Origin of the sequence: Micromonospora echinospora, from assembly GCF_900091495.1 — a bacterium.
GTDB lineage: Bacteria > Actinomycetota > Actinomycetes > Mycobacteriales > Micromonosporaceae > Micromonospora > Micromonospora echinospora.
In genome coordinates, this window is record NZ_LT607413.1 from 4,257,192 (window position 1) to 4,281,590 (window position 24,399).

General features: G+C 75.4%; 21 protein-coding genes and 1 pseudogene. 11 read left to right on the plus strand and 11 right to left on the minus strand.

Features of this window, described 5'->3' with window-relative positions; all coding sequences use genetic code 11:
• Positions 1-11 precede the first annotated feature (11 nt).
• Positions 12-725, plus strand: a complete 714-nt coding sequence (locus tag GA0070618_RS19195; RefSeq protein ID WP_088982863.1) for a CDP-alcohol phosphatidyltransferase family protein — start codon at positions 12-14, stop codon at positions 723-725.
• A gap of 38 nt (positions 726-763) precedes the next feature.
• On the opposite strand, the gene GA0070618_RS19200 is transcribed toward GA0070618_RS19195, so the two are convergent.
• From GA0070618_RS19200 to GA0070618_RS19230, 7 genes and pseudogenes are all read right to left on the minus strand, one after another.
• Positions 764-2,272: a phytoene desaturase family protein gene (locus GA0070618_RS19200; protein ID WP_088982864.1), complete on the minus strand. Its 1,509-nt coding sequence runs from the start codon at positions 2,270-2,272 to the stop codon at positions 764-766.
• Between the two features lie 9 nt (positions 2,273-2,281).
• Positions 2,282-3,421: a glycosyltransferase family 2 protein gene (locus GA0070618_RS19205; protein ID WP_088982865.1), complete on the minus strand. Its 1,140-nt coding sequence runs from the start codon at positions 3,419-3,421 to the stop codon at positions 2,282-2,284.
• Complete coding sequence (locus GA0070618_RS19210; RefSeq protein WP_231931920.1) at positions 3,418-4,203, minus strand: carotenoid biosynthesis protein; 786 nt, start codon at positions 4,201-4,203, stop codon at positions 3,418-3,420. The genes GA0070618_RS19205 and GA0070618_RS19210 overlap by 4 nt, the downstream gene beginning before the upstream one ends.
• A 187-nt stretch (positions 4,204-4,390) precedes the next feature.
• Positions 4,391-4,951, minus strand: a pseudogene (locus GA0070618_RS19215) (GNAT family N-acetyltransferase); the annotation flags it as partial.
• Complete coding sequence (locus GA0070618_RS19220; protein ID WP_088982868.1) at positions 4,948-5,688, minus strand: monooxygenase; 741 nt, start codon at positions 5,686-5,688, stop codon at positions 4,948-4,950. The pseudogene GA0070618_RS19215 and the gene GA0070618_RS19220, both read right to left, overlap by 4 nt.
• Positions 5,685-5,873 (minus strand): YbaK/EbsC family protein, encoded by a 189-nt coding sequence (locus GA0070618_RS19225; RefSeq protein WP_414467526.1) that lies wholly within the window; start codon positions 5,871-5,873, stop codon positions 5,685-5,687. The genes GA0070618_RS19220 and GA0070618_RS19225 overlap by 4 nt, the downstream gene beginning before the upstream one ends.
• A 188-nt stretch (positions 5,874-6,061) precedes the next feature.
• Complete coding sequence (locus GA0070618_RS19230) at positions 6,062-7,078, minus strand: EamA family transporter (protein ID WP_088982869.1); 1,017 nt, start codon at positions 7,076-7,078, stop codon at positions 6,062-6,064.
• A 423-nt stretch (positions 7,079-7,501) separates the two neighbouring features.
• Between GA0070618_RS19230 and GA0070618_RS19235 the strand changes: the two genes are divergently transcribed.
• The 4 genes from GA0070618_RS19235 (at position 7,502) to GA0070618_RS19250 (ending at position 14,073) form a co-directional block, all read left to right on the plus strand.
• Positions 7,502-7,945 carry an SAV_6107 family HEPN domain-containing protein gene (locus GA0070618_RS19235; RefSeq protein ID WP_088985665.1) on the plus strand — a complete coding sequence of 148 codons (444 nt, stop codon included), beginning with the start codon at positions 7,502-7,504 and terminating at the stop codon, positions 7,943-7,945.
• 90 nt (positions 7,946-8,035) lie between these two features.
• Entirely contained in the window at positions 8,036-8,776 is a 741-nt protein-coding gene (locus GA0070618_RS19240; RefSeq protein ID WP_088982870.1) for a hypothetical protein, read from the plus strand.
• A gap of 26 nt (positions 8,777-8,802) precedes the next feature.
• Positions 8,803-10,605 (plus strand): DNA polymerase Y family protein, encoded by a 1,803-nt coding sequence (locus GA0070618_RS19245; RefSeq protein ID WP_088982871.1) that lies wholly within the window; start codon positions 8,803-8,805, stop codon positions 10,603-10,605.
• Positions 10,606-10,710: 105 nt separating this feature from the next.
• The gene (locus GA0070618_RS19250) at positions 10,711-14,073 is read left to right on the plus strand and encodes an error-prone DNA polymerase (protein ID WP_088985666.1); all 3,363 of its coding nucleotides are present in this window, start codon (positions 10,711-10,713) and stop codon (positions 14,071-14,073) included.
• A gap of 36 nt (positions 14,074-14,109) precedes the next feature.
• Here the strand turns inward: GA0070618_RS19250 and GA0070618_RS19255 are convergent, their stop codons facing one another.
• Positions 14,110-14,391 (minus strand): hypothetical protein, encoded by a 282-nt coding sequence (locus GA0070618_RS19255; RefSeq protein ID WP_170107776.1) that lies wholly within the window; start codon positions 14,389-14,391, stop codon positions 14,110-14,112.
• Positions 14,392-14,870: 479 nt separating this feature from the next.
• On the opposite strand from GA0070618_RS19255, the gene GA0070618_RS19270 reads away from it, so the two are divergent.
• Complete coding sequence (locus tag GA0070618_RS19270; protein WP_231931372.1) at positions 14,871-15,086, plus strand: helix-turn-helix transcriptional regulator; 216 nt, start codon at positions 14,871-14,873, stop codon at positions 15,084-15,086.
• A gap of 20 nt (positions 15,087-15,106) precedes the next feature.
• On the opposite strand, the gene GA0070618_RS19275 is transcribed toward GA0070618_RS19270, so the two are convergent.
• On the minus strand, positions 15,107-15,826 hold the full coding sequence (locus GA0070618_RS19275; RefSeq protein WP_157748963.1) for a sulfite exporter TauE/SafE family protein: 720 nt from the start codon (positions 15,824-15,826) through the stop codon (positions 15,107-15,109).
• Positions 15,827-15,997: 171 nt separating this feature from the next.
• Between GA0070618_RS19275 and GA0070618_RS19280 the strand changes: the two genes are divergently transcribed.
• The 5 genes from GA0070618_RS19280 to GA0070618_RS19300 all read left to right on the plus strand — a co-directional run bounded on the left by GA0070618_RS19280 (position 15,998) and on the right by GA0070618_RS19300 (position 20,140).
• Positions 15,998-16,177: a hypothetical protein gene (locus GA0070618_RS19280; protein ID WP_088982875.1), complete on the plus strand. Its 180-nt coding sequence runs from the start codon at positions 15,998-16,000 to the stop codon at positions 16,175-16,177.
• A gap of 204 nt (positions 16,178-16,381) precedes the next feature.
• Positions 16,382-17,164 (plus strand): methyltransferase domain-containing protein, encoded by a 783-nt coding sequence (locus tag GA0070618_RS19285; protein WP_172900309.1) that lies wholly within the window; start codon positions 16,382-16,384, stop codon positions 17,162-17,164.
• Entirely contained in the window at positions 17,161-18,336 is a 1,176-nt protein-coding gene (locus tag GA0070618_RS19290) for an alkaline phosphatase family protein (protein ID WP_088982876.1), read from the plus strand. The genes GA0070618_RS19285 and GA0070618_RS19290 overlap by 4 nt, the downstream gene beginning before the upstream one ends.
• 30 nt (positions 18,337-18,366) lie before the next feature.
• Positions 18,367-19,626, plus strand: coding sequence for a DNA polymerase IV (locus tag GA0070618_RS19295; protein ID WP_088982877.1), 1,260 nt, complete (start codon positions 18,367-18,369; stop codon positions 19,624-19,626).
• A gap of 115 nt (positions 19,627-19,741) precedes the next feature.
• Complete coding sequence (locus GA0070618_RS19300) at positions 19,742-20,140, plus strand: DUF3040 domain-containing protein (RefSeq protein ID WP_088982878.1); 399 nt, start codon at positions 19,742-19,744, stop codon at positions 20,138-20,140.
• Between the two features lie 467 nt (positions 20,141-20,607).
• On the opposite strand, the gene GA0070618_RS19305 is transcribed toward GA0070618_RS19300, so the two are convergent.
• Both GA0070618_RS19305 and GA0070618_RS19310 read right to left on the minus strand, forming a co-directional pair.
• Positions 20,608-23,088, minus strand: coding sequence for a transglutaminase TgpA family protein (locus tag GA0070618_RS19305; protein ID WP_088982879.1), 2,481 nt, complete (start codon positions 23,086-23,088; stop codon positions 20,608-20,610).
• Between the two features lie 10 nt (positions 23,089-23,098).
• Positions 23,099-24,397 (minus strand): DUF58 domain-containing protein, encoded by a 1,299-nt coding sequence (locus tag GA0070618_RS19310; protein WP_088985670.1) that lies wholly within the window; start codon positions 24,395-24,397, stop codon positions 23,099-23,101.
• Between the last annotated feature and the right edge of the window lie 2 nt (positions 24,398-24,399).

Here is a 24,399-nt window from a genome sequence, read left to right on the forward strand (position 1 = left end):
ACGGTTGATCCGTGGTGGGCACTCCGCTGAGATGGGACGACTACGCGACCGCCTGGGCCCGGCTGCACGGGGGCTTCGATCCCCGGGCCGCCGCCCCGGTGGTCCGCGGCTGGCTGCGTTTCGCGTACCACGTCGGCTACCTGCTGGGCCGGCTGCGGGTCACCCCGACGGCGGTCACCGCCGCCGGGGTGCTGCTCTGCTTCTGCGTGCCGCTGCTCGCCGTACGCCCCTCCGACGGCCCGTTCCTCGCCGCGCTCTTCGTCCTGCTCGCCGCGGTGGCCGACAGCGTGGACGGCGCGGTGGCGGTGGTGACCGGCCGTAGCACCCGACTCGGATACGTCTACGACTCGCTGGCCGACCGGCTCGGCGAGATCGCCTGGTTGCTGGCGTTCTGGCTGGTGGGAGCGCCGGGCGCGCTGGTGGTGGCCGGTGGCGCGCTCTCCTGGCTGCACGAGTACGTGCGCGCCCGCGCCGTCGCCGCCGGCATGCGCGAGATCGGCGCGGTGACGGTGGGGGAGCGGCCGACCCGGGTCAGCGTCGCGTTGGTCGGGTTGCTGGTGGCCGGGCTGGCCGGACTGGTCCGGCCCGAGCTGGCCGCCGGCACGATCACCCTGGCCACCGCCGTCTGGGTGCTGCTCGCCGGTTTCGGGCTGGGGCAGTTGCTCTCCGCCGTCCGCCGCGCCCTGCTCGCCGCCGACGCCCCCACGCCGGCCCGAACCCGTTGAGGTCGTCCGCCCGCCGGAGGAAGCGGAGCGCCAGCACCTCAGGCGGGGCCGATCCGGTCGGCGACGATGCGGGCGGAGAGGGTCACCATGGGCAGGCCGCCGCCCGGATGGGTGGAGCCGCCGACCAGGTGCACGCCGTGCGCCGGGGCACGGTTGGCCGGCCGCAGCAGCCTCCCGGCCGTGCCGTAGATCGCGCCGCCCGGTGCCCCGGTGGCGCTGTCCAGGTCGGCCGGGGTGCGGATCTCGCGGAACAGCAGCCGGTCCCGTACGTCGACGCCCCGCTCGGCGAGCACGTCCAGGATCCGGTCCGCGTACGCCTCGGCGAGCCCCGGACGACGCCAGTCGACGGCCGACGCGGCGGTGCCGTGCCGGGCCGCGTTGACCAGCACGAACCACGCCTCGTGGTCGGTCGGGCGGACCATCGCGTCGTCGGCCACGGTGACGAAGACCGTCGGGTCGACCGCTGGCCGGGCACGCCGGCCCCGCCCCGGGTCGCCGAAGACCGCGTCGAACTCGGCGTCGGTGTCGCGGGGGAAGAACACGTTGTGGTGCGCCAGGCCGGTCGGCCCGCGTACCCCGAGCAGCAACACGAACCCGGCCAGGCTGCGGTCGGCGAGCCCGGCCAGCCGGCCGGGGCTGGGCAGCAGGTCGCGGTAGACGGTCAGCGCGTCGACGTTGGCCACCACCACGTCGGCGGGGACCGGTGTGGCCGCGCCGCGCAGGCGTACCCCGTGGACCCGGCCGCCGGCCGCGTCGATCCGGGTGACCGTGACGCCGGTCTGCACGACCACGCCGAGGTCCAGGCAGCGCGACAGCAGCGCGTCGGCGAGCGTGCCCAGGCCGCCGCGCAGATACCAGCCGCCGAAGGCCAGCTCGGCGTAGGGAACGGCGACCAGCGCGGCCGGCGCGCGGCGCGGGTCCGCGCCGGTGTAGGTGGCGTACCGGTCGAGCAGCATCCGCAGCCGGGGGTCGCTCAGGTGACGACGGCCCAGCCCGCGCAGGGTGCGGCCGGGTGCGATCGCGGCCAGGTCGCCCAGCCGCCAGGCCAGCGCCGCCAGGTCCCGGGGCGAGTCGATCGGCCGGCGCAGGACGTCCCGCCAGGACGCCTCCCAGACCCGGCCGGCGCGCCGCCACAGTCCCCGCCAGTCGGCCGCCGCGCGGTCCCCGAACGTCGCGCCGATCCGTTCGGTGAACTCCACCGGGTCGGCGCAGGAGTCCAGGGTGGTTCCGCCGCCGGACGCCGCGCCGGGCCCGCCGTCGGGGAAGACGTGCCGCACGATCGGATCCAGCGGGACGAGGTCCAGGTACTCGTCGAGTTTCGCCCCGGTCGCCTCGAACAGTTCGGTGAAGACCTCGGGGAGGGTGAGCAGGCTCGGACCGGTGTCGAAGTGGAACGACCCGGCGGGCGTGTCGTGCGTGTACCGGCCGAGCTTCCCACCGACCGTGTCGGCGCGCTCGAAGACGGTCACCTCGTGCTCCGCGGCGGCCAGCCGGGCGGCGGCGGCCAGCCCACCCACCCCGGCGCCGACGACCACAACCCGAGCCATGTCGCCCTCCTAGCCGACCGGACGACCCCGCCAGGAGAGACGGCGTCGCTTCCGCAGATGGTACGACCGGACGGTCAGCCAACCCAGGACCACGACCGACACGGGGTGGGCGAGCGCGTCGGGCCACCACCGGCCCCCGGTGGCCCGGGCGCTGACCACCCGTCCGGCGACGCCGAGCAGGTAGCCGGCTGCGGCCAGCGCGGCGACCGTCGGCGCGCCGACCAGCAGCGCGGCGGCGACCAGCAGCGGCGGCGCCACGTAGAGCAGACCGAGTAGGGCCACCACGACGGCCGCCGCGCCCGGGTGACCGAACGAGGCCCAGAGCGACTTGGTGTAGCCGTCGCGTAGCTGCGGCCAGGTGTCGTACATCCGGCAGTCGGCCAGCCGGGAGCCGTCGGCGAGGGCGATCCGGCCGCCGGCCCGTTTCACCACGCGGGCCAGCTCGATGTCCTCCAGCACCCGGTCGCGTACCGCCGCGTGCCCGCCGGCCCGGTGGTAGCCGGCCCGGTCCACCACCAGAAACTGCCCGCCCGCCGCCGCCAGCGACGGCCGGGACGAGCGTTCCATCGCGCGCAGCGGCAGGAAGGTCAGCCACAGCCACTGCAACAGCGGCTGGACCAGGCGGTCGCCCGCCGTCGCCACCAGGATCCTCGGGTACGGCGACAGCAGCGTCACCCGCGCGGCGCGCAGTTCGGTGACGGCCGCCGCCACCGCGTCCGGGGCGAGCACGACGTCGGCGTCGACGAAGACCAGCGCGGTGGCCGCCGGATCGGCGTGCTGCGCGAGCTGGTGGCAGGCGTGCGGCTTGCCCAGCCAGCCCGGCGGCGGCGTGACCCCGGTCAGCAGGGTGACCCGCCGGTCGTCGCCGACCACGGCGCGCACCACCTCGGCGGTGCCGTCGGTCGAGCCGTCATCGAGCACCACGATCCGCAGCCCCGGCACGCCCCGCTGGGCGAGCAGCGCCCGCAGGCACGGGGTGACCCGGTCGGCCTCGTCGCGCAGCGGCAGCAGCACCGCCACCGGCTCGTCGACCACGGCTGGTCGGTCGGCGGGGCGACGCAGCCAACGGGTGGCGTTGACCAGGGTGTGCCCGGTCAACGCGGCGAGCACGACCAGCAGGACCAGCACGGCGACGACCGGACCGGTCATGCGGTGGCGTCCAGCCGCCGGTGTCCGGACCCTGCCGGTGGCCGCTGTCGCCGGTGGCCCCGGACGAGCGTGACCGCCAGCGGCACCGCCGCCACCGCCATGCCGGCGGCACCCCACAGCGCCGAGGCGGGCAGGCCGAGGAAGACCGCGTGGGCCAGCACGCTGGAGAAGTACGTCCACAGGTACAGCGCGTACATCGGGTGGTCCGCCGGGCCGGTCCGGTCGGCCGACGATCCGGCCAGCGGCCGTAGCAGCGTCATCATCAGCACCCCGAACAGCAGCCAGCCGAGGTAGTTGCTGACCGGGATGCCGGGCAGGCCGGGCAGGGCCGGGGTGGCGTCCCGCCAGCGCCAGTACCCCTCGGCGACCATCTGCGGGTCGAGGAAGAGATCCCAGGCGGCCAGGCCGACGGCGGCCAGCGCGACCCGCCGTACGCCGGACCGGACGAGGCGTGTCGCGGCGAGCCACGCCGGCCAGGCCATCCAGGTCCAGGCCAGCGGGATGATCAGGGGCACCCCGGCGAGTTTCGGCCCGAGTTCACCGGAGTAGTCGTAGCTGCCGAACGGGAAGCCGGTGGCCACGCCGAGCGCCTCGATGGCGAACCCGCCGCCGGTGGCGACCGTGACCAGTGCCGCCGCCGTCCGGGGGCCCCGGGTGAGCAGCGCGTGGCCGACCGAGAGGAGGTATCCGAGGACGACCGTGGCCACGGTCAGCGCCGCCCGGGTGCTCCCGCCGGTGAGCGGGTAGCCGATCTGGGCGAGGACGAGAACGCCGAGCAGCACCCAGGTCGGTCGGGGCGGCCGGGTGTCCCCGCCCGCACCCCGTTCCGGCCGGCGCGCGGCGGCGGGCCGGTCATCGGGCGCGACGGGTGCGGAACGGCCGGTCACGACGGGTGGGGGCCGGTCACCGCTCATGGCGGACGGGGCCGGTCACCGGGTGCGGGCCGGAGACGGCCGGGCCGGCGGACGCCGCCGGACCGGAGGGGGCCGGCGGTGGAAGGGGGAGGGACCGGCCGAGCACGCCGAACGCGCGTTCGTCGCCGGGGAAGTGGAAGTTCCGCAGGACGTCGACGAAGCCGAACCGGCGGTAGAGCCGCCAGGCGCGGGAGCGTTCCTCGTCGGCCTCCGGGGTGGACAGCAGCGTGCTGCTCCCCTCGGCCATGGCGAGCAGCGCCCGCAACTGCCCCGCGCCGAGGCCGTGCCCCTGTGCCGGGGGCCGGACGTGCAGCTCGACGACCTCGAAGCAGTGGCTCAGCCAGATCCCGCGCCGGGTCGGGTCCAGCGCCCGGCTGACCTGGTCGTGCCACCACTGCCCGGGGGTGCCGAGGTAGCCGTACCCGAAGCCGGCCAGGTGGCCCTCGGTGGTGAGACTGGCCACCGCGCGGAAGCCCGGCCGGCGGACGTGGGTGGCGATGTAGCCGCGCCGGGACTCCAGCAGGTCCGGCCGGTACCCCATCGCCTCGCCGTAGACGGCGACCACGTCGTCCAGCCGCCGGACGAGATCGTCCGGGGTCCACCGCACCAACCTCATGCGCCCTCCACCGTCTCCGTGTCGTCGTCACCGGTCCAGTCCAGCACCGCCCGGTCACCCACCACGGCACGCACCTCGAACCGGGCGAACAGTTCCTCCGCGTACCAGCCCTCGGTGGGGGTGCGGGTGATCGCGGCCCGGTGCTGCGGGTGACGGTACGCGAACTCGACCAGGCTCGCCGGGTCCCGCCACACGCTGACCGTGCCCTGCCAGCCCAGCGGCGCCTCCCCGACGCCGAACCGGGCGAGCAGGCCGGGCGCGTGGCGCAGCGCGGCGGCCACCGGGGGGACCGCCCGCCAGAAGGTGGCGGCCCGCCGGGGGCGCAGTCGGGCGCGGGTCAGCGCCAGCACCGGTCCGGTCACCCGACCGCCGGACGGGTCGCCGAACGGCTGCCGCCCGGACCACTCGCCCCGGCTGGTCACCGGACGCAGGTCGAGCCGGACGGCCGCGCGGGCGATCCGGGCCCAGGACCGGCCGACCGGGGAGTCGTCGAACCGGGTTGCCGCCTCCGCCGACGCCCAGACGGTCAGCGCGGCCCAGCGGGTCGGCTCGACGTCACCGGGGCCGAAGCCGGTGCCCGTTCCGGTGCCGAGCAGCTTGGCGAAGCGCACCCCCTCGGTGGCGCGGAGCCGGCGCGGGCCGAACGCCATCCGGGGCAGCACCCGGGGCAGGTCGGCCCGACCCACCCGCCAGACGTGCAGGGTGACCAGTTCGGGGACGGGCCCCGGCCGGCTCACGCCACCCCGGCCGGAACGCCGGCGGCGATCCGCAGCAGTTCGGCGTACGCGCGGGGGAAGACCGCCCGGGGCACGCCATCGGCGGCCCGGACCTCGGCGTATCCGGCCAGCGCGGGGCCGACCGGAGCGCGCAGCGGGACGGGGTGCCCCGGTGGGGCGACCCGCACGCTGGGGTGTGGCTGCATGCCGGCCATTCTCCCCGGTACGCCGCCGCCCGTCGCATCGGCCACGCCAGGCCGGGGCGGGCGTGCCCGTCCCGGGTGGCGTGGCCGTCCCGGTTGGCGTGCCCCGCTCTGGGTGGCCCGGCCGGCCTGGGAGTCGGGGCAGCGTGCCTGCTCCGGGCTGCGTGCCCGGCCTGGGGAGTCGGGGCGGGTCAGGCGCGGTTTCCGGGCCCGGGACCGGCCGGACCGGTGGTGACCACGGCGACCACGTCCGGTGGACCAGGCTGGTCGGTCTCCGCCGGTGGGGGCGGCCCACCCGGGGCGACCCGGGCCGTCTCGGCCAGCGCGACCCCGACCAGCACCAGCAGGCCCCCGCCGAGCTGGGCGGCGTTGAGCGCCTCGGTCGCGCCGAGGGTCACCCAGGCGACCGCCGAGGCGATCACCGGCTCGACCATGCCGATGATCCCGACGCTGGTCGCCGGCAGGTGCCGCATCGCCCCGGCGACCAGCAGGTACGGCACCACCGAACCGAGCACCACCACGTATCCGAGCAGCAGCGCGACCGGTACGCCCCGGCTGGTGCCGGCCAGCGGCGTCCAGTCGCCGACACCGGTGACCGCCCGGGTGAGCAGGCCGGCCACGGCGGCCGCGCCGAACGCCCAGGTGCAGAGCGAGACGGTGTCCCGTCCCTCGACACCGCGTGCGCCGAGCACGTAGTAGATGGCGAGGAAGAGCGCGGCCCCGAGACCGGCCAGCACCCCGAGGCCGTCCAGGGTGAACTCGCCCCAGATCTCGGCGACGCAGGCCAGCCCGACCAGGCTCAGGGCCAGGCCGGACCAGAGCCGGGGCCGGACCGGGTGCCGCTGGCCGAACCGGGCCCAGAGGGCGACCAGTAGCGGGGCGGAGTACTCGAAGAGCAGCCCGATGCCGACCGGCAGCCGGGAGATGGCGACGAAGTAGAGCATCGGCACCAGGAAGAAGCCGGTCAGCCCGTACCCGACCAGCAGCGGGACCTGCCGGGCGGTGACCCGTAGCCGCCGGACGCCGGGGCGGACCAGCACGCTCAGCGCCAGCAGGACGGTGAACGCGCCGGCCGCGCGGAGCAGGGTGAGTTGGGGCGCGTCGATGCCGGTGCGGAGCACCAGCTTGGAGACGGTGCCGTTGACGGCGAAGAGGATGCCCGAGGCGAGCACCATCACGACACCCAGGGCGGGGCGGGGGCTGATCACGACTGGGAGGTTACCGAGTCCGGGTCGTGCCACACGTTGCGTTTTCCCCGGCGGCAGGGTGTACTGTCAGCAGTGGTTAGAACGGGTGTTCGATTGAGTCGGGCACCGGTTCCCACTGCCCGGGAGGGGTGTTTCGCGGCGCTGCTCCCGGGATGGTGCGGTGACGCGGACCGCACCGGGCACCGGGCAGTCGCGCGCCCGGTCCCGTCAAGGCAGGATCGCCGTCCGCCGCCCACGACCCCCGGGCGGCGGACGGCGAACCCGCCGGTCAAGCCGGCCGGGTGTGGTGTGGGGAAGCGTCCACACCCGGCCGGCCGCACCGGGTGCGTCTTCCTCCGCACCATCCCAGAACCGGGCCCCGCCGCCGGACGGATCCGCCTCCGCCGGTGGCGCGGCCGTCTCGGCGACGCGGAGGAGACAGTCATGCCGTCCCATCCGGCACCCACGGTGCCCACGCACGTGCTGCCGCACCGCACCCCGGCCCAGCTTCTCGCCGTGGCCCGTGGCGGCCTGGCCGAGGCCGCGCAGACCCGCCCCGACGGCCTGCGCTACGCCGCCGCCCACCTGGCCGCGCTGCGCGCGGCGGCGGCCCTGCTGGCCGCCCGGGCCCGTCCCGCACCCGCCCGACGTAACCGGATCACCAGCGTCTGGGTCCTGCTCGCCGGGGTCGCCCCGGAGCTGAGCGAGTGGGCCACCTTCTTCGCCGCCGGTGCCGGCAAGCGGGCCGCCGCCGAGGCCGGCATCCCCCGGGTGGTGACCGCCCGCGAGGCCGACGACCTGCTCCGTGCCGCCGAACAGTTCGTCTTGGTGGTGGAGACGGCGCTCGGCCTGACCCACCAGCCGGCCCTGGACGGCCTCGCCGCCTGACCGCCCCGGCGTCCCGACCCGGTCCGCCATCCGACCCGGTCCGCCGGCCACACACCACTGATCCAGTACGACACGACGGGGGGCTTGTCCATGGCGGGCCGGATGGTGCTCGGTTCCGCCGCGCTGGCCGGGCTGGTCCGACCGGCCAGCGCGCCCGACCCGGCGGACGCCCAGCGGGTGCTGCCGGTCCTGCCCGAACTCACCGGGCTGCTGCCCAACCGGGGCCTGCGCCGGGGCAGCACGGTCTCGGTCGCCACCGGGCAGCCCCGGCGCAGCGGTGGGACGTCCCTGATGCTGGCGCTGCTCGCCGAGGCGTCCCGGGCCGGCTCGTGGTGCGCCGTGGTCGGGGTGCCGACCTTCGGTGCGGTGGCGGCGGCCGAGGCGGGCATCGCCCTGGACCGGCTGGCCCTGGTGCCGCACCCCGGTCCGGAGTGGGCCACCGTCGTCGCCGCCCTGATCGACGGGGTCGACGTCGTGGTCACCGCAGTCCCCGCCACGGTCTCCGCCTCGGTCGCCGGTCGGCTGGCCGCCCGGGCGCGGCAGCGGGGCAGCGTCCTCGTCCCGTACGGCCGATGGGCGGGGGCCGACGTCACGTTGCAGGTGGTCCGGGGGGTCTGGGAGGGGATCGGGCCGGGGCGGGGCCGGCTCCGCCGGCGGGAGGTGACCGTCTCGGCGCGGGGCCGGGGCGCTGCGGCCCGACCGAAGGAGATCACCGTCTGGTTGCCCGGCGACGGCCGTACCCGGATCGTGCCCCGGTCCGCCGCCTCCCGTCCGGCCACGTCCGCCACGGTGCCCCGGCGGGGCCCGTTGACCCTGGTCGGGTCGGCGTGACCCCGGCGTCCCGTCACCCCGCCCGAGTGGCGGCCGGAGCCGCCGGCCAGCCGGCCACCGACCCGTCCCGCGCCACCCGGACCCTGCTGCTCTGGTGCCCGGACTGGCCGGTGGTCGCCGCCGAGATCGTCGAGGGGGTGCCCGCCACCGGGCCGGTCGTCGTCCTGCACGCCAACCGGGTGGTCGCCTGCTCGGAACGCGCCCGCGCCGACGGGATCCGGCGCGGTCTGCGTAAACGGGAGGCGCAGGGGCGCTGCCCCGGGCTGACCGTGGTCGACTACGACCCGGCCCGGGACACCCGTGCGTTCGAGCCGGTGGTCGCCGCCGTCGAGGACCTGGTCGCCGGGGTGGAGGTGGTCCGGCCCGGGGCCTGCGCGGTGGCCGCCCGGGGGCCCACCCGGTATTTCGGCGGCGAGGAGGCGGCGGCCGAGCGGATCATCGAACACGTCGCCCAGACGTGTGCGGTGGAGAGCCAGGTCGGCATCGCCGACGGGGTGTTCGCCGCCGGGCTGGCCGCCCGTACCGGGCAGGTCGTGCCGCCCGACGGCACGCCGGGGTTCCTGGCCGCGCTGCCGGTCGAGGCGCTCGGCCGTCCGGCCCTGGCCGACCTGCTGCGCCGGCTCGGCATCCGGACGCTGGGCGACTTCGCGGCGCTGCCCGCCGGGGACGTGCTGGCCCGCTTCGGCTTCGACGCGGCGCTGGCCCACCGCCTCGCCGCCGGGCGGGACCACCGCCCGATCGCCGTCCGGGTGCCCCCGGCCGAGCTGACCGTCAGCGCCGACTACGACGAGCCGCTCGACCGGGTGGACGCCGCCGCGTTCGCCGCCCGGGCGCTGGCCGAGCGGTTGCACGACCGGCTGGCCGCGCACGGCCTGGCCTGCACCCGGCTCGGGGTCGAGGCGGTCACCGCGCACGGCCAGGAACTGCACCGGGTCTGGCGGCACGACGGCCTGCTCACCGCCACGGCCATCGCCGACCGGCTCCGCTGGCAACTCGACGGGTGGCTCTCCGGCGGCCCCGGTCGTCCGGGCGGTCCGACCGCCGGGATCATCCGGCTCCGGCTGGTGCCGGACGGGGTGCTCGCCCAGGTCGGGTTGCAGCCCGGCCTGTGGGGCGCCACCGGCGAGGAACGCGAGCAGGCGCACCGGGCGCTGAGCCGGGTGCAGGGTCTGCTCGGCCCGGAGTCGGTGGTGACCGCGGTGCTCGGTGGCGGACGTTCCCCGGCCGACCAGGTCCGTCTGGTGCCGTGGGGCGACGAGCGGCTCCCCGCGCGTCCCGGTGAACCGGGCTGGCCGGCCGCCGACCGGCCGACGGGCTCCGCCGGGTCGACAGGTTCCGGACCGGCCGGTGCGGCGGTTCCCGGTTCCGGCGGGTCGGCCAGCCCGGTCGGCGTGCCGGTTCCCGTTCCTGCTGGTCAGGTGGGACGGCGGTCGGATTCGGGCAGCCGGTCGAAGGGCCGCCGGGCGGGCCCGGGAAGCGCGACCCCGACGCGTCCCGAACTGCCGCCGTGGCCGGGGCGACTGCCGCCACCCGCGCCGGCCGTGGTGCTGCCCGCCCCGCTCGCCGCGACCGTGCACGGCGCCACCGGCGAGCCGGTCGGGGTCAGCGCCCGGCTCCAGCTCACCGCCGCACCCGCCCGGGTGGCCGTCGGCTCGGCCCCACCCGTGGAGGTCGTCGGCTGGGCCGGGCCGTGGCCGGTCGACGAACGGTGGTGGGCCCCGACCGAGGCGCGGCGCGCGGCCCGCTTCCAGGTGCTCCTCGCCGACGGCGGCGCCCTCCTGCTGGCGGTCGAGGCCGGCCAGTGGCTGGTGGAGGCGATCTATGACTGAGCGGGGAGTGGATCGTGGCAGGTTCGGGCCCCGGGAGGGGCCGGAACCCACCACGATCGGTGGCGAGCGGTGCCGCCCGCACCTTCCGACGGGGAACGGGGCACGGTGAGTTTCCACAATCCGAAGCTGCCCTGGTCGGAGCTGGAGCGGGTGCTCTCCGGGCGGTCCGGCGGCGACGGCCGCCCCGGGGAACGGCACCTGCACGTGGTGGATCCCCTCGCCGTCAACGGCGACGGCGGGGACGCCCCCGCCTGGACCCGGAACCGCCCGCACTACGAGCCGCCCGAGCTGACCCGTCCCGACGGCGTGGTGCCCTACGCGGAGCTGCACGCGCACACCAACTTCAGCTTCCTCGACGGGGCCAGTCACCCGGAGGAACTGGCCGAGGAAGCCGCCCGGCTCGGGCTCACCGCGCTAGCCGTCACCGACCACGACGGCTTCTACGGAGTGGTCCGCTTCGCCGAGGCGGCCCGCGCCCTGGCGCTGCCCACTGTCGTCGGCGCGGAACTCTCCCTCGACCTGCCCGGCCCGCAGAACGGCGAACCGGACCCGCTCGGCCGTCACCTGCTGCTGCTCGCGCACGGCCCCGAGGGGTACGCCCGGCTCGCCGCCACCATCTCCCGGGCCCAACTGCGCGGCGGCGAGAAGGGCCGCCCGGTCTACGGCCCGCTGGAAGAGGTCGCCGAAGGGCTGCGTGACCACGTCCTGGTGCTCACCGGCTGCCGCAAGGGGCACGTGCCGGCGGCCCTGCTCACCGCCGGGGTCGACGCCGCCGCCCGGGAGCTGGACCGGCTGGCCGCCCTGTTCGGCCCGGACACGGTCGCGGTGGAGCTGACCGACCACGGGCACCCGGTCGACGCCGACCGCAACGACGCCCTCGCCGAGCTGGCCGCCGTCGCCGGCCTGCCCACGGTCGCCACCAACAACGTGCACTACGCGACGCCGGGGCGGCGTCGGCTGGCCACCGCGCTCGCCGCCGTACGGGCGCGGCGCAGCCTGGACGAGATCGACGGGTGGCTGCCCGCCGCCGGCACCGCGCACCTGCGCAGCGGGGCCGAGATGGCCGCCCGGTTCACCGCCTACCCGGGGGCGGTGGCGCGGGCCGCCGAGTTCGGCCGGGAACTCGCCTTCGACCTCCAGCTCGTCGCGCCGCAGCTACCGGCGTACCCGGTGCCGGCCGGGCACACCGAGATGAGCTGGCTGCGCCACCTCACCGAGCAGGGCGCGCGGGAACGCTACGGGCCGCGCGCGGCACACCCTGAGGCGTACGCGCAGCTCGACCACGAACTGAACATGATCGAGAAGCTCGGCTTCCCCGGCTACTTCCTGGTGGTCTACGACATCGTCGCGTTCTGCCGGGAGCAGGACATCTACTGCCAGGGGCGGGGCTCGGCGGCCAACTCGGCGGTCTGCTACGCGCTGCGGATCACCAACGTGGACGCCGTCCGGCACCGGCTGCTCTTCGAACGTTTCCTCGCCCCCGAGCGCGACGGCCCACCCGACATCGACGTGGACATCGAGTCCGACCGCCGGGAGGAGGTCATCCAGCACGTCTACGCCCGGTACGGCCGGGAGCACACCGCCCAGGTCGCCAACGTCATCTCGTACCGGCCCCGCTCGGCGGTGCGGGACGTGGCGAAGGCGTTCGGTTTCTCCCCCGGTCAGCAGGACGCCTGGAGCAAGCAGATCGACCGTTGGGGGTCGGTCGCCGCCGTCGACGTCGAGGGCATCCCCGAGCAGGTGGTGGCGTACGCCAACGAACTCCAGACCTTCCCGAGGCACCTGGGCATCCACTCCGGCGGCATGGTGATCTGCGACCGTCCGGTGATCGAGGTCTGCCCGGTGGAGTGGGGGCGGATGCCCGGCCGCAGCGTCCTCCAGTGGGACAAGGACGACTGCGCGGCGGTCGGCCTGGTCAAGTTCGACCTGCTCGGCCTCGGCATGCTGTCGGCCCTGCACTACGGGTACGACATGATCGGCATGAGCCTGGACCTGGGTGACATGTCGCTGGACGACCCCGAGGTCTACGACATGCTCTGCCGGGCCGACTCGGTCGGCGTGTTCCAGGTGGAGAGCCGCGCCCAGATGGCCACCCTGCCGAGGCTGAAACCCCGCTGCTTCTACGACCTGGTGGTCGAGGTGGCGCTGATCCGGCCCGGCCCAATCCAGGGCGGCTCGGTGCACCCGTACATCCGGCGCAAGAACGGCCAGGAGCCGGTGACCTACCCGCACCCGCTGATGCGCAACGCGCTGGAGAAGACCCTCGGCGTGCCGCTGTTCCAGGAGCAGCTCATGCAGCTCGCCATCGACCTGGCCGGCTTCGACGCGGCCGGGGCCGACCAGCTGCGCCGGGCGATGGGGGCGAAACGCTCGGCGGAACGGATGGCCCGGATCGCCGAGCGGCTCTACGCCGGCATGGCCGAACGCGGCATCACCGGCGAGCTGGCCGACGACGTCTACCGCAAGCTCTCCGCCTTCGCCAGCTACGGCTTCCCGGAGAGCCATGCGATGAGCTTCGCCTACCTGGTGTACGCCAGCTCCTGGCTCAAGCGCTACCACCCGGCCCCGTTCCTGGCGGCCCTGCTCAACGCCCAGCCGATGGGCTTCTACTCGCCGCAGACCCTGGTCGAGGACGCCCGCCGGCACGGCGTCGAGGTACGCCGTCCGGACGTCAACGCCAGCGGGGCGAAGGCCACCCTGGAGTCCACGCCGGAGACCCGGTGGGGGAGCGGGCCGGGGGAGCCCCCGCACGCCTGGGGGCTGGGCGGCCCGGCCGTCCGGCTGGGCCTGTCGAGCGTACGTACCCTCGGCGACGGGGTGGCCGAGCGGATCGAGGCCGAACGCGCGCACGGACCGTACCGGGACATGCCGGATCTGGCCCGGCGGGTCGGTCTCACCGCCGCCCAGTTGGAGGCCCTGGCCACCGCGGACGCCTTCGCCGGTTTCGGGCTGACCCGGCGGGAGGCGCTCTGGGCGGCCGGCGCGGCGGCCCAGGAGCGGCCCGACCGGCTGCCCGGCACGGTGACCGGCGTGACCGCGCCCACCCTGCCCGGCATGGACGCGGTGGACCGCCTGGTCGCCGACGTCTGGGCGACCGGCCTCTCCCCGGAGAGCCACCCGGCCCGCTTCCTCCGGGACCGGCTGGACGCGCTCGGCGCGGTGCCGATCGCCCGGCTCGGCCGGGTCGAACCGGGTCGGCGGATCCGGGTCGGCGGCATCGTCACCCACCGGCAGCGCCCCGCCACGGCCGGCGGGGTGACCTTCCTCAACCTGGAGGACGAGACCGCCATGCTCAACGTCAGTTGCTCACCGGGGCTCTGGCAGCGCTACCGGCGGGTGGCGAAGACGAGCAACGCCCTGGTGGTCCGGGGCATCCTGCACCGGCACGAGGGGGTCACCAGCCTCACCGCCGACCGCCTCGACCCGATCGACGCCCCGGTCACGCCCGCCTCCCGCGACTTCCGCTGACAACCTGGGCGAGCGGTCCGCTGTGGGCCACGGGAATTACGCGCGGGAGACGGCGCTGGTTGTCCTCGGTCGGCTTCCGGCGCGGCGGCGGGGTGCTGGTGCGCTGGTCAGCTTCCGCAGCCCCACCGGCTGTACGAAGATCGACCGCCGGGCGACGGCATCACCCTTGGTGTCGAGCTGGTAGCCATCCAGCCACACCCATCCGTCGAACGTTGGCCAGTCGAGCACCCGGATGAGTCGGAGCACGATCGGCTTGTGGAACTGCACGCTGGCCGCCTGCGTGACGTGCAGCAGGTCCCCGGCGCGCAGAGCGGTCACGGAAGCCAACCGAGGAACCGCCGGTGGAGCATCCCCGCCGGAGCCCAGGCCATGTCCTGACTCGCGGCGAGAAAGCACGAGCCCATATAGAGCGCGAGGGACACCGGAGCGCGGTCGAATTCGGCCTGAAGTTCGCGGCGTCGGGTGCGACAGGGCCACGGGAGCGCACACCCGCCGCAGGTCCAGGTGGGCAGCACGGGGCCGTGGGTGGTCACCGGGTCTCACCCGGCCAGTGCCCACGGTTGATCGGAACGCGGTGGCGGACCCGGCACGGCAGGTCGGCTCCGCACCGGCACATGCGCCGCCAGCGGGTCCACGACCACACCGGCCGGTGCTTGCGAGCCAGGGTCATGGCGACGGCGGTCAAATACTCCCTGTATGAGACGGATCGCGGCATACATCCACGATCGGCCACCACCATTGGTCTAGTCAAGTGGCAATTGTCAAAAGGATATACCCTGCGTGCCTACGTTCGGGACATGGACCGTGGGCCCGGCCTCCTGATGGGGCCGTACGAGATCGCTCAGCGCCTGGGTGTCTCGCGGCAGCGGTTCCAGCAGCTCGCCAGGTATCCCACCTTCCCGAAGCCTTACCAGGAGCTTCGTGGCATGAAGGTGTGGCTGGCCGAGGACATCGAGCAGTGGATCAGTAAGTACCGCCAACCCCGTCCGACCGAGGACGACACTCCGGGCTGAACCCGGCTGGGCGGGTCGGCTCAGGCGGCGACGGCGGCGAGGGCCGCGCCCGCACTGCCGAGCAGTCCGACCAGGACGATCCGGCGGAACACCGCCGGGGCGATCCGGTCGAACACCAAGTTTCCCAGCCACCAGCCGAGCGGCACGGCGGGTAGCGCCGCCAGGCTCAGCCGCAGCACCTCGGCGTCGATCCGGCCGGCCAGGGCGAACCCGGCCAGCGCCATCAGCCCGGCACTGGAGAAGACCGCCGCCAGGGTGGCCCGGAAGGTGCGCGGGTCGTAGCCGAGGGAGTGGAAGGCGGCGACCAGCGGCGGCCCGTTCGTGCCGGTGGCGGCGGTGAGCACCCCGACCAGGACGCCGACCGCGCCGATGCCGACCGCCCCGGTGCGCAGCCGTGCGCCCGACCAGACCAGCACGACGCAGCCGAGCACGACGACCGCGATCAGCGCGCTGAGCAGCCGCTCCGGGAGGGTCACCAGGACCAGCAGGCCGATCGGCACACCGACCAGGGCGGCAGCGGTCAGCACGCCGGTCATCCGCCAGCGCACATGCCGGTGGTCCCGGGTGGCGGCGACCACGGTCAGCCAGATGTTGGTCAGCGCGGTCACCACCACCGCGGTACGCGGGTCGATGACCGTGGCCAGCAGGGGCACGGCCACCAGGGCGAACCCGAAGCCGCTCACCGACTGGGCGAAGGCGCCGAGGAGCACGATGCCGAAGGCGACGATCAGGAGAAGCACCCGCAGAGCGTGACGCATCGAGATACGGCGAGCAACGGGCGCGGCTCGAGGGCAGCTCAGCGGCGAAGAACACACCTGGTGGACGTTTCGGGGCCTACCCGGTGGAGAACATCCCCAGCGTTCTTTGTGATCATGCTGGATCAGCAACCTTCGTCTACCACAGGGGGATCAATGATGATTCGCCAGTCGGCACAGGCCGTGGCGAACGCCCGCCGGACCCGCCTCGGCGCGGGCTGGGTGCCCAGCCACCACGCCGAACCGCGCGAGTACCCGGTCACCGCCGGCCCGGTCGCCAACGACCGGCGGGCGCAGGTCGTCGACGACGAGATCGGGGCGACGGAGTCCTGCTGACCCACCCGCCCGGGTGGTAGGAGGGGTCCCCTGTTCACGTTTTCTGTCGAACAGGGGACCCCTGCACACAGTCAGCGGCGGTGGACGGCGGCTCTGCACACAGCAGCGGTGGCGGACGGCGGCTCTGCACACGCCCGACGCGGCGGTAAAGAGCGGCGGAGGGGGTTCCTGCGTACACCGTCCGGCGGCACTAGGCTCGACCGGGTGGAGCAGACACGAGGCCGGTTCACCGGGCCGCCGCTGACCCCCCGTACCGCCGTCATCTGGTCGGTGCTCCGAGCCGAACTGGATCGTCGCGGCGACGAGGAGTTGACCGTGCTCGACGTCGGCGGCGGCACCGGCGGGTTCGCCGTGCCGCTGGCCCACGCCGGGCACCGGGTGACCGTGGTCGACGCCAGCCCGGACGCGCTCGCCGCGCTGACCCGGCGGGCCGCCGACGCCGGGGTCGGCGACCGGGTGCACGCGGTGCAGGGCGACGGCGACGCGCTCGCCGGCCTGGTCGAGCCGGCCAGCGTCGACCTGGTGCTCTGCCACGCCGTCCTGGAGGTGGTGGACGACCCGGCACCGGTGGTGGCGTCGCTGGCCACCGCGCTGCGTCCGGGCGGCGCGGCGAGCGTGCTGGTCGCCGGGCGGGCCGCCGCGGTGCTCGGCCGGGCGATGAACGGCCACCTGACGGCCGCGGCGACCCTCGCCGCCGATCCCTGCGGCAGCACCGGCTCCCGGGACACCCTGCGCCGACGCTACGACGCCGACACCGCCGCCGCGCTGCTGCGCGCCGCCGGGCTCGCCGTCGAGGAGATCCACGGGGTACGCGTCCTCGCCGACCTGCTTCCGGCGGCGGTCGCGGACGGTCAGCCGGCCGCCCTGCTGGAGCTGGAACGGGCCCTGGCGGCGCAGCCGCCCTACCGTGACCTCGCCGCCCAGCTGCACCTCTTCGCCCGTCGGCCGGCGGGCCCGTCCGACCGGTCCGTCCGGCCCCCGGCATGACCGGAGCGTCGAGTCCGGACGTCACCGGACCGCTGGACCCGGTCGCCCCCCGGTACGGTTCGGGCAGCCTCGCCGACGTGTTGCCCAGCGCGTTGGCCGTGCTCGGCGTGCCCGGCAGCCCCGACCCGCTGGGCCTCACCGCCGACCTCGACGGGATCCGCCGGGTGGCCGTGCTGCTCGTCGACGGTCTCGGCTGGTATCAGATCCCCACCGCGCGCCCGTACGCCCCGACCCTGTTCGGGCTCCACGCCCTGCTCGGCCGGCGGCTCACCGCCGGCTTCCCGTCGACCACCCCGGTCAGCCTGGTGAGTCTGGGCACCGGGGCGGCTCCCGGCGCGCACGGGGTGCTCGGCTTCCGGGTCCGGCTGCCGGAGACCGACCGGCTGCTCAGCCACATCGAGTGGGGCCGGGAGCCGGAGCCGCGGCACTGGCAGCCCGTCCCCACCCAGCTCGAACGGGCCCGCGCGGCCGGGGTGTCGGTGACCGTCGTCAGCCGTCCCGAGTACGACGGCAGCGGCCTGACCGTGGCCGCGAACCGGGGCGGCGACTACCGGGGCGCGGCCGGGGCAGATGCGGTCGCCACCGAGATGCTGGCCGCGCTCACCGCCGGGGACGGGCCCACCCTGGTCTCCGGCTACCACCCCGACCTGGACCGGCAGGGCCACCTGCACGGGGTGGACTCGCCGCCCTGGCGGATCGCCGCCGCCGAGGTCGACCGGCTGCTGGCCCGCCTGGTCGACGGTCTGCCCGGTGACGCCGCCCTGCTGGTCACCGCCGACCACGGGCAGTTGAACGTCCCCGAGGACCGCCGCGTCGACCTGGACGCCGATCCCCGGCTGCTGGCCGGGGTGCGGGTGGTGGCCGGCGAGCCGAGGGTCCGCTACCTGCACGTGGCGCCCGGCGCGGTCCCCGACGTGGTGGACACCTGGTCGGCGGTGCTCGGCGACGCCGCCCGGGTGCTGACCCGCGACGAGGCGGTGGCGACCGGCTGGTTCGGGCCGGTGCCGGAGTCCCACCTCCAGCGGATCGGTGACGTGGTGGTGGTCTGCCGGGACACCTGGGTGGTCGTGGCCACCCGCTCGGAGCACCCGATGGAGTCGCGGCTGGTCGGCTACCACGGCGCGGACACCGCCACCGAGATGACCATCCCCCTGCTGGTGGTCCGCGGCTGAGGCGTCGTACCCGCCGGTTAGCCTGCGGGGATGGGGCGTAGCCAGTCGTTGCCGCGCGGCGGTGATCCGCGTTTCGGCCCGGACGCCGACGACGCCGGCTGCCCGATCCTGCACGTCGACATGGACGCCTTCTTCGCCTCGGTGGAGGTCCGTCGCCGTCCCGAGCTGCGCGGTCGGCCGGTGGTGGTCGGTGGCATCGGCCCGCGCGGGGTGGTCAGCTCCGCCAGCTACCCCGCCCGGCGGTACGGCGTCCGCAGCGCCATGCCCACCGCGCGGGCCCGGTCGCTCTGCCCGAACGCGGTCTTCCTCCCGCCGGACTTCCCGGCCTACTCGGCGGCCTCCCGGGCGGTGATGCAGGTCTTCCGGGACGTCACCCCGCTGGTCGAGCCGCTCTCCCTGGACGAGGCGTTCCTCGACGTGGCCGGCGCGCGACGCCTCTTCGGCCGTCCCGCCGAGATCGCCCGGCTGATCCGCGCCCGGGTGGAACAGGAGCAGGGGCTCACCTGCTCGGTCGGGGTGGCGTCGACGAAGTTCGTGGCCAAGCTGGGTTCCACCCGGGCCAAACCGGACGGGATGCTCGTCGTCCCGGCCGCCCGGGTGCTGGAGTTCCTCCACCCGCTGCCGGTGGACGCGCTGTGGGGCGTCGGCGAGCGTTCCGCCGCGACCCTGCGCCGGCTCGGCCTGGCCACGATCGGCGACCTCGCCGAGGCGCCGGCGGGCATGCTGCGCCGGGCGGTGGGGGAGGCCGCCGCGGCGCACCTGCGCGAGCTGGCGCACGGGCGGGACCCGCGCCGGGTCAGCCCCGAGCAGGTGGAGAAGTCGATCGGCGCGGAGACCACCTTCGACACCGACGTCGACGATCCCCGGCAGATCCGCCGGGCCCTGCTCGCCCTCGCCGAGAAGGCGGGCGTCCGGCTGCGCCGGGCCGGTCAGGTGGGGCGGACGGTGTCCCTCAAGGTCCGGCTGGCCGATTTCTCCCTGGTGAGCCGGTCCCGCACCCTGGGTGCGCCGACGGACGTCACCCGGGAGATCTTCGACACGGTCTGGGCGTTGTACGCCGCTTTCGACCCGGGGCAGCTCGTCCGGTTGGTGGGCGTACGGATCGAGGGGCTCAGTGCCGCCGAGGCCACCCCGCAACAACTCGCGTTGGGTGCTCCCGAACACGGATGGCGTGAGGCGGAAGCGGCGGCGGACGCCGCGGCTGCCCGTTTCGGGCGGTCCGTCATAGGTCCGGCCAGTCTTCTGGAGACCCGTGATCGGCGTCGGCGGGAAAATCCGCCCCACCCATAGGTCGTCCCGCTTTCCGACGCGCGAGGGCCCTCGTAGACTTGCGGGTAAGCAGCCGGTTGGCTGCCACGGTCTGTCGGTCCGAACGGGCCGACCAACGTGACCGGGGAGGAGTGCCGTGCCGCTCTCGGAGCACGAGCAGCGGCTGTTCGAGCAGATCGAGCGGTCGCTTGCCGAGGACCCCAAATTCGCCTCGGCCGTGCGCGCCAGCGACCCGCGTTTCCACACGCGGCGTCGTCTGCTCGTCGCTGCCGGCGTGATCATCGCTGGCCTGGCCCTCGTGGTCTACGGCGCGGTGATCAAGACCCCGCCGCTCGCGGTGGCGGGTTTCGTCGTGATGCTGGCGTCAGCGGCGTTCGCGGTGCAGTCGCACCGCCGGGCACAGTCGCCCGACCTGCACGTGGTCGGCGGCACCACCAGTCGGCGGCGTCCCCGGGCGGCGCGCGCCGGCCGCCGGTCGTCGCTCCTCGACCGGCTGGAGGACCGGTGGCGGCAGCGCCCGGAGGGGCACCGCTGACCATCGGCTGACGGGGGTGGGGCCAGCGCCGTCCCGCCCTGCGTCGCATCACCGTGCCCAGAGTCCGGCGGCGTCCTGCCGGGGCCCCTGGGCTCTTCGTTGATGGCCGCGCCCCCTGTTGCGGCCCTGCCTCCTGCGCCCTGCGGCCCTGCCCTGCCCTGCTTCCGCACCTCGCGGATCTACCTTCCGCACCTGGCGGCCCTCTTGACCGCCGTCCCTGAACCGCCCTCGTCGCCCGCCACCCCGCCCACTACCCGCAGCGCCGGCCACCTGAGCCGTCACCGCGACATGCGGGATGTCGGGGTGTCCGGGCGTGCGGAGAGGGCGACATGCGGGAAGTCGGGGTGTCCGGGGACGAGGGACGACAGAGACGACGGGGGCGACGGGGAGAGGGCGACGCGGGGCGGATCGGGAACGCCCGGTCGGCCCGTGAGCGGGCCGACCGGGCGTCGGTTGCGGTAGCCGGGTCAGCGGGCCGGTCGGCCCGCCAGGAGCCGCCGGGGGTTCCACCGCAGCAGCCGGGTCCGGGTCCGACCGGTCGCCGCCACCAGCCGGGACGAGGTGTCGGTGACGGCGGCGCGCCAGCGCAGCAGCACCGACGGCGGCAGGATCGCCGCGACGACCCGGGTGCGCCGGTCGGCCCGTGCGCCGAGCGCGTTGCGGACCGTCCCGAGCGCCGGGTGCAGCTCGCCGCCGGCCAACGGGTCCCGCGCGTAGCGGGCCCGCTCCTCGGCCCGGCCGAGGAGGCGGACCGCCGTGGCCGCCGGCTCGTCCTCGGCGAGGGCCTCCCGGACCAGCCGGTCGGCGGTGGCCCGGGGGGTCTCCGTCCGGTCCACCCGGACCCGGTAGTCCACCAGCGTGTCGAGCAGTTCGTCCCAGGCGGCGTGCGCCCGGGCGCGGGCGCTGTCGGCATCCGCCTCGACCACCACGAGCGGACCGGTCCCGCCGGCCGGTCCACCGGCCGCGTCGACCGCCGTGGCGACCGGCGGGTCGGCCGGGGCGGCTCCGCGCCGGCGGCGCAGCGCCGACCGACGCATCGCCGGCACGGCCAGCAGCACCAGCACCGCCAGGGCGGCGGCCAGCCACCACGGCCAGACCGTGGCCTGCTCCGTCGGGGTACCCGTGGTCGGGACGAGCCCCTCCTCGATGTTCCGGTCGGCCTCGTCCGGCCCGGCCGGTCCGGCCGACGGGTCGGTCTCGCCCGGGGCGGCCGGAGCACCGGCCGACGGGGTGACCGGGTCGGGCGCGTCGTTGTCCGGCGCCCAGTCCGAGCGGGCGTTGCCCGGCACGCCGTACGCCGGGGTGGCGTCGAACGGCACCCAGCCGATGCCCTCACCGAAGTAGACCTCGGTCCAGGCGTGCAGGTTCCGGTTGGTCAGGACGTAGGTGTTCCCGTCCTTGCTGGTGCCGTTGGTGAACCCGAACGCGACCCGGGCCGGGATGCCGGCCGCCCGGACCAGCCAGGCCATCGCGGCGGCGTACTGCTGGCAGAAGCCGGCCTTGTTGTTCAGGAAGTCGACGATTTCCCGGCCGCTGGTGCCCCCCTCGGTGCTCAGCGAGTAGCGGAACCCGTTCCGGGCGGAGAAGTGGTCGTAGATCGCCCGGACCCGGTCGTAGTCCGTCTCGCGCCCCTCGACCAGCTCCTCGACCAGCGCGTCCACCTCGGGCGCCGGCGGCGTGTCGGTCAACTGCTGCTGCACCATCGGGTCCGACGCGGGCAACGACGGGGCCTGGCGCAGCAGCTCGGGGGTGTAGAGGGAGCGGACGTAGTCGAACTCGTACCGCTTGCCGCGCGAGTTCTCTCGGTTGGAGTAGACGATCTGGAGGTTCGGGTCGTACTGCCAGTTGCCGTTGAGCCCGTCGGTGCGGACCGGTTCGGCGTAGACCGGCATCAGCGGCATGTTCAGGTCCCGGGTGACCTCGACGGTGGCCCGGTACCGCTCCTGCCGGACCTGGGGCGCCACGTCCTCGGTGGGGTCCGGCAGGTTGCGGGTGACCGGCCGCCCGGACGGGTTGCGCACGTGGAAGCCGTTCGGGCGCAGCTCGTCGGCGACCCCGAACCGCAGGTAGAACGGATTTTCCTCGGTGGTGGTCACCTTCACCAGGTCGGCCACCTCGGACTGGTTGAGCTGGCCGCTGAGCGAGGCGAACAGGTCCACCCGGCCGGGGCTGCCGCCGACCCCGGCCCGTCCGTTGCCGTCGCCGTTGCCCGACTGGAGGCTGTCCAGCAGTCCGCCGGTCATCCCGGGCACCGCCAGCGGCGCGAGCACCGCGACCACCACCCCGACCACGGCCAGCCGACGCCCGGCGCTGGCCAGCGGGGAGGACTCCCAGACGTCGACGTCCCGGCCGTCGCCGGTGAACCGGCGGCCGAACCGGCGTACCCGGTCGATGTTGTCGCTGACCAGCAGCCAGAGGTAGCCGGCCGCGCCGATCACGAACGGCACCGGCGGGACGCTCTCGACGTAGACCGCGACCGGCACCGAGTAGATGGCGAGCATCGGCAGACCGGCCAGGGCGGGCCGGCGCAGACCCACGGCGAGCAGGTCGACCACCACGGCCACCCCGCCCACCCCGAGCACGGTGATGAAGAGCAGCGGGTCGGTGTCGGGCACCTTCACGCCGTACGAGCGCATGTCCTGCACCGAGCCGCCGACCAGCTCGCCGAAGTGGGCGATGGTGCCCGGCGTGGGCAGCACGGCGGCCAGCTCGCTGCCGCTGGGGAACATCCAGGTCAGCGCGATCAGCAGCCCGGCCACCATGCCGAGCGCCTGACCCCACAGCGGCGCCCGGACCAGCCGCAGCAGCGCGGCGGCCCCGGCGACCACCGCCACCGCGATGGCCGCCTGCACCAGCCACGTCCAGCGTTGGAAGATCGCCGACAGCGGCGCGGCGGCGAGCAGCGTCGCGGCTGCCGCCACCAGGCCGAGTCCACGGTTCGCGATCACTCGTCCCCCCTCACTTCACGCCACCGGCCACGGTCTCGGCCAGCGCGGCGCGTACCGCGAACCCCTGCGAGCCACGGGCCGCCTGCGGCCAGAGCGCGGCAAGCTGGCTGCCGTGCTCCACCCCGATCACCCGCCACCCGCTCTGCAACAGGGCGAGCGCGGCGGCGGCGTGGGCCTGCTGCGCCTCGGCCCGGGCCCGCTCCGGCAGGTTGAGCCAACCGGCGCTGTCCAGCAGGAAGGCCACGCAGGTGGCGCCGTTGCCGCGCAACGCGGCCAGCAACTGCGCCTCGGCGGTGCTGAGCGAGCCGAGCAGGGCGATGATCAGCCCCCCGTCGGCGCGTTGGCGGACCCGCTCCACCAGGGTGGTGAGTTCGCCCCGCTGCTCCAGCCGGACCTCGGCGAGATGGTCGAGGAGCACGCCGTCACCGGTGGCCTCGGCCGCGTCGACGTCGGCTCCGGAACCGGTCACCAGGCGCAGCTTGTAGCCGGCCTGGCGCAGGTGCACGGCGATGCTCGCGGCGGCCGACACCGCCCACTCGAAGCTCGCGGTGGGCCCGTCGCCCCGGTGCCCGTACGCGCGGGTGTCCAGCACCACCGTCGCCCGGCTCTCCCACGGCTGCTCCTCGCGCCGCACCATCAGCTCCCCGGTGCGCGCGGTCGACTTCCAGTGCACCCGGCGCAGGTCGTCGCCCCTCCGGTACTCGCGGGTCGCCGCGTCGTCCTCGCCGTGCACCGCCACCGAACGGGCCCGGCTGTCGCCGCTGCCGGCGTACTCACCGGGGAGCCGGATCGACGGCAGCGGCGTGACCTGCGGGATCACCGTGAGTCGGTCGGTGCTGGGAAAGGCCCGGCTCAGCTCGCAGAGCCCGAACGGGTCGGTCATCCGGATCCCGAGCGGCCCCACCGCGTACCGGCCACGCACGTCGGCGCGGACGGTGTACGCCACCGAACTGGCCTGGAACGCGCCGAGTCGCTCCAGCACCACCCGGGGACGGCTGCCCAGCGCGTACGGCAGCCGGTCCTCGATCAGCAGCGTGCCGGTGGGCAGGCGGGACATGTTCTGCAACCGCAGCACCACCCGGGAACTGGCCCCGACCGGTGCCCGGTGCGGGTCCAGCGACCGGACACAGGCGAGCTTGTAGCGGCTGCGCCCGACGTACGCGGCGGCGAGCAGCGGCAGCACGGTCAGCAGCACCGCCACCCGGAGCAGGTCCCGCTCCCCGAGCAGCAGCGCCGAGATGGCGGCGGCCACGGCGGCGGCCAGGAAGGACCGGCCGCGGGTGGTGAGCCCGCGCAGCCCGTCGCGCACGG

Coding starts and splice junctions, on each gene's coding strand:
- GA0070618_RS19235 (WP_088985665.1), top strand. CDS start 7,502: ATGCCGTCCCATCCGGCACCCACGGTGCCCACGCACGTGCTGCCGCAC.
- GA0070618_RS19205 (WP_088982865.1), bottom strand. CDS start 3,421: ATGACCGGTCCGGTCGTCGCCGTGCTGGTCCTGCTGGTCGTGCTCGCC.
- GA0070618_RS19200 (WP_088982864.1), bottom strand. CDS start 2,272: ATGGCTCGGGTTGTGGTCGTCGGCGCCGGGGTGGGTGGGCTGGCCGCC.
- GA0070618_RS19280 (WP_088982875.1), top strand. CDS start 15,998: ATGATGATTCGCCAGTCGGCACAGGCCGTGGCGAACGCCCGCCGGACC.
- GA0070618_RS19295 (WP_088982877.1), top strand. CDS start 18,367: ATGGGGCGTAGCCAGTCGTTGCCGCGCGGCGGTGATCCGCGTTTCGGC.
- GA0070618_RS19240 (WP_088982870.1), top strand. CDS start 8,036: ATGGCGGGCCGGATGGTGCTCGGTTCCGCCGCGCTGGCCGGGCTGGTC.
- GA0070618_RS19270 (WP_231931372.1), top strand. CDS start 14,871: ATGGACCGTGGGCCCGGCCTCCTGATGGGGCCGTACGAGATCGCTCAG.
- GA0070618_RS19290 (WP_088982876.1), top strand. CDS start 17,161: ATGACCGGAGCGTCGAGTCCGGACGTCACCGGACCGCTGGACCCGGTC.
- GA0070618_RS19225 (WP_414467526.1), bottom strand. CDS start 5,873: ATGCAGCCACACCCCAGCGTGCGGGTCGCCCCACCGGGGCACCCCGTC.